The organism is uncultured Caballeronia sp. (assembly GCF_964243625.1).
Lineage (GTDB): Bacteria > Pseudomonadota > Gammaproteobacteria > Burkholderiales > Burkholderiaceae > Caballeronia.
The window spans coordinates 1-4,556 of record NZ_CAXTGZ010000492.1; the positions used below are offsets into that span (position 1 = coordinate 1).

Annotated in this window: 5 protein-coding genes and 1 other RNA gene; all 6 read left to right on the forward strand. The window is 62.9% G+C overall.

The annotated features are described in order from the left end of the window. Positions 1-178 precede the first annotated feature (178 nt). An RNA gene (gene ffs / locus ACFFAR_RS25440) (signal recognition particle sRNA small type) lies at positions 179-277 on the forward strand. Between the two features lie 199 nt (positions 278-476). Beyond that, positions 477-2,999: a DNA polymerase III subunit gamma/tau gene (locus tag ACFFAR_RS25445; RefSeq protein WP_174364615.1), complete on the forward strand. Its 2,523-nt coding sequence runs from the start codon at positions 477-479 to the stop codon at positions 2,997-2,999. A 124-nt stretch (positions 3,000-3,123) separates the two neighbouring features. Next, on the forward strand, positions 3,124-3,450 hold the full coding sequence (locus ACFFAR_RS25450; RefSeq protein ID WP_056363948.1) for a YbaB/EbfC family nucleoid-associated protein: 327 nt from the start codon (positions 3,124-3,126) through the stop codon (positions 3,448-3,450). Between the two features lie 40 nt (positions 3,451-3,490). Then, entirely contained in the window at positions 3,491-4,087 is a 597-nt protein-coding gene (gene recR / locus ACFFAR_RS25455) for a recombination mediator RecR (protein ID WP_061999549.1), read from the forward strand. Between the two features lie 20 nt (positions 4,088-4,107). Beyond that, the gene (locus ACFFAR_RS25460) at positions 4,108-4,332 is read left to right on the forward strand and encodes a DUF1653 domain-containing protein (protein WP_174364614.1); all 225 of its coding nucleotides are present in this window, start codon (positions 4,108-4,110) and stop codon (positions 4,330-4,332) included. Positions 4,333-4,362: 30 nt separating this feature from the next. Then, positions 4,363-4,556, forward strand: a 194-nt coding sequence (locus ACFFAR_RS25465; protein ID WP_375508682.1) for a CoA transferase, incomplete at its 3' end; no start/stop codon positions are given.

Below are 4,556 nucleotides of genomic sequence, written 5' to 3' on the forward strand. Positions count from 1 at the left end.
CTTTGCTATCCGTTGCCGGGCGCCGATAGCGCTCAGATGAGGCCGCCCGAACGATTCGCAAGAGCTAGGTGCTTTCCATGGATCTCTATATAGGACGGGTCGCGGCGCACTCGTTCGCGGCGCATAAATGCAAGCCTGGGGCTGTCGCGGCGCGGCGCACGGTGATATGATTCGACGTGACGGGCCTCCTCGCATGGTGGCGCGGTCAACCTGGTCAGGTCGGGAACGAAGCAGCCACAGCCGTTTTCTACCAGTGCCGAGGGTCGGGCTCGTCACCTTCGCTTCATCTCCCCTGTTTTTATCTCTGCTGTTTCCTCGCATCTTTCGCTCCAGCTCTCGCTTCCTTTGCGTCAAATGTATGGCCGCCTGAATCGCATTTCAATGCGTTTCCCGCAGCGCGCCGAGCGTTGTTCGAGCCCGTGCCGTACCGCCTTGGAAACGCTTTGGGCGCTTGACGTTGCTGATACAATTTCGGCATGACCTATCAAGTTCTCGCACGCAAGTGGCGCCCCAAATCTTTCGCCTCGCTCGTCGGCCAGGAGCACGTGGTGCGCGCGCTCACGCACGCACTCGACGGCGGGCGGCTGCATCACGCTTATCTGTTCACAGGAACGCGCGGTGTCGGCAAGACGACGCTGTCGCGTATCTTCGCCAAGGCGCTCAATTGCGAGACCGGCGTGACCTCAACGCCGTGCGGCGTGTGCCGGGCGTGCAAGGAAATCGACGAAGGACGCTTTGTCGATTATGTGGAGATGGACGCGGCCAGCAATCGTGGCGTGGACGAGATGGCGGCGCTCCTCGAGCGTGCCGTGTACGCCCCGGTCGATGCGCGTTTCAAGGTCTACATGATCGACGAAGTGCACATGCTCACGAACCACGCATTCAACGCCATGTTGAAGACGCTGGAAGAGCCACCCGCACACGTCAAGTTCATCCTTGCCACCACCGATCCGCAAAAGATCCCGGTCACCGTGCTCTCGCGCTGTCTTCAGTTCAACTTGAAGCAGATGCCGGCGGGACATATCGTCGGTCATCTGGAACACGTGCTGGGCGAGGAAAAAATCCCTTACGAGGCGCAGGCGTTGCGGTTGTTGTCGCGTGCGGCTGACGGCAGCATGCGTGACGCGCTTTCTCTCACTGACCAAGCCATCGCATACTCGGCGAACCAGGTGACCGAGGAAGCCGTGCGCGGAATGCTCGGCGCGCTCGACCAGAGTTATCTGATCCGTTTGCTCGATACGCTCGCGATCGGCGACGGGCCGGGCGTGCTGGCTATCGCGGACGAAATGGCGTTGCGCAGCCTGTCGTTTTCCACGGCGCTGCAGGATCTTGCCGGATTGCTGCACAAGGTTGCATGGGCGCAGTTTGCGCCAGCATCGGTGCTCGATGAATGGCCGGAGGCCGGCGATATCCGCCGTTTTGCCGATGCCCTCAGCGCCGAGCACGTGCAACTGTTCTATCAGATCGCGACCATCGGGCGTGGTGAACTGGGTCTCGCGCCCGACGAATACGCCGGGTTCACCATGACGCTGCTGCGGATGCTGGCGTTCGAACCAGCGGGTGGTCCGGGAGGAGGGGGCGGCGGCGCGCGTGTCAAGGCTGCGGGAGCCGGCGTGAGCGCCACGAGCGCTCGCAGCGCGGCGCCGGGCGCGGTGACAGCCAGCGGTATTCGCGCTGCGGCCGACGTGACGCCGAAGGCGGCGGCCGCGCCGGAGCTCGATGCTGATGCACGCAGTCCGAAGACGATCGAGGCGCCCCTGGCCAGTGCAGAGGCTTCCGCCAACGCTCCTGAATCAGAAGCGCAGGCCGCGAAGGGTATCGAGGGTAGTTTCGCCGATGTTTCCAGCACGTCGCCAGCCGCGCCGGCTGGTCAGGATGCGCCGGTCGAGCAAGGCAATGACGATGCGCAAACTCCCGTCGATACCTCTTCGCTTCAAACCGCGGGACCTGAAGTTGTTGCAGACAGCGAACCTGCTGTTGCGGAAGTTTCCGAGCCTGAGCGGGCGCCCATGGCTGCTGCTGCACAGGAACTCGCGGAGCGCGTGGTAGCCGAGCCCAGCGAAAGCGCACCGCTCGAAAAAGTGGCAACAGCTTCTCTGCGGACTCCCGGTGGCGCGAGTGCGGCGCTTGATGTACTGCGCAGCGCCGGCATGCGGGTATCGTCGGACCGGGTTGCGCGTCCGGCAGAACAGGCGCGCAAGTCAGTAACGCCGAAGGCCGCGCCGATCGTCCAGGTTCCGGTGCCACGGCGTCCAGCCGCGCCGTCCGTGCAGCCTGCGCCCGCGAGCGATGCCCGGCCCGACGCGTCCGCGCGCAACAGAAACGAGCCCGCCGGCGCCAATAACAGCAGCGCCGTTGCGCCGTGGGAAGAGATTCCACTGGACGATTATCAACCGGCTTCATCGGACGATGGGTATTTCATGGCGCCGGACGACGGTTTCGTGCCCTCGTTCGAAAGCGGCCCCGACGACGTACGCTTCAATGACTCGCCTGGTTCGAGGACCGAGACCAAACCCGCAGCCAAGGCCGACACCCGTCCGCTCCCGCCGGCCGTCCCGCTCGATGCTATTGGCGTCACAGGCGACTGGCCTTCGCTGGCCGTGGATTTGCCGTTGAAGGGCATCGCTTATCAGCTTGCGTTCAATAGCGAGCTGACCGCATGCGGCGCCGGATCGATCACACTGGTCGTGCCGGTTCCGCAATACGCGGAAAGTGCGCAAGTCGCCAAGTTGAAAGCGGCGTTGGCCGACAAGCTTGGCCGGCCGCTCGAAGTGGTCGTGAGCGTCGGGGCGGCGCGCCGTACGGCTGCGGCCGTCGATGCGGCTCTTCGCGCCCAGCGCCAGCAGCAAGCGGAAAAGGAAATCACGCAGAACCCGTTCGTGCAGTCCCTGATTCGCGATTTCGGCGCGAGTATCGTGCAGGGGTCCATCAAGCCGATCTCGCCGGAGAACGGCAGCAGCGCACAGGGCGGCGGGCAGAATGCGGCATCGGCGAATTGAGCTTTTAGAGAACATCGTTTCAAGCGCAACGAAGCGCACATTCTTCGCTGGCATGGCCGTGTACTGAACGCCAGCCACGCGATAGACACCCATTTTCTATACCGTTTTCCCAAGGAGCCCGATCATGATGAAGAACCAACTCGCCGGCTTGATGAAGCAAGCGCAGCAAATGCAGGACAACATGAAGAAGGCGCAGGACGAACTCGCGCTGATCGAAGTGGAAGGTCAGTCGGGCGCGGGCCTTGTGAAGGTAACGATGACTTGCAAGAACGACGTGCGCCGGGTCGTGATCGATCCGAGCCTGCTCGCCGACGACAAGGACATGCTGGAAGACCTCGTTGCCGCAGCATTTAACGACGCCGTGCGCAAGGCCGAAGCCACCACGCAGCAAAAGATGAGCGGCATGACCGCCGGCATGCCGATGCCGCCGGGCTTCAAGCTGCCGTTCTAAGCTGCCAGCACACCAACTCTCAGAGCAACGGCCACCGCGCATGAAACAACCTTCCGCCTTGTCGGCGCTCGTCGAAGCGCTGCGCGCTCTGCCGGGCGTGGGTCCCAAGTCGGCGCAGCGCATGGCCTATCACCTCATGCAGCATGACCGGCCAGGCGCTGAAAAGCTCGGCCGGTCGCTGATGTTTGCAACCGAGCATCTGCAGCACTGCGAGAAATGCAACACGTTCACCGAGGCGGCGATCTGCGAAGTCTGCAGCGATCCCGAGCGCGACGCCGAATTGCTCTGCGTGGTCGAAACGCCCGCCGACCAGATCATGCTCGAACAGACGCTGACTTATAGCGGCTTGTATTTCGTGCTGATGGGGCGGCTGAGTCCGCTCGATGGTATCGGGCCGAAGGAAATTCATTTCGATCGCCTGATCCAGCGCGCCACCGATGGCATCGTGAAGGAGATCGTGCTCGCCACGAACTTCACGAACGAGGGCGAAGCGACCGCGCATTACCTCGCGCAGACGCTGAAATCCAAGGGCCTGAAGGTGACGCGGCTCGCGCGCGGCGTACCGGTGGGCGGGGAACTCGAATACGTCGATGCAGGCACGATCGCGCGCGCGATGCTGGATCGCCGTTCGGTATAGACCTGAGGACATACAACGACATGACCGAAGCAGAAGCACTGGCATTGGCCACACATCGCCATTACAAGGGCGGGTTGTATCGTGTGATTGGCGTGGCGCGGCATTCCGAAACTGAAGAGCCCATGATCGTCTACGAACATCTGTGGCCTCACGACCACGGCCTGTGGGTGCGGCCGGCCGCGATCTTCAACGACACGCTCTCAAACGGTGCGCCGCGTTTCCAGGCGCTCGAGATTCCGCTTTAAGCAATTCACAACAACAATGCAGGAGACACCATGAGCGCAACCTCGGGACCGCTCGCCGGCGTCAAGGTGCTCGAACTCGGCACGCTGATCGCCGGGCCGTTCGCCTCGCGCTTCATGGGCGAGTTCGGCGCTGACGTCATCAAGATCGAAGATCCGAACGGCGGCGATCCGCTGCGCAAGTGGCGCAAGCTGTATCCGGAAGTCGGCGGCACGTCGCTCTGGTG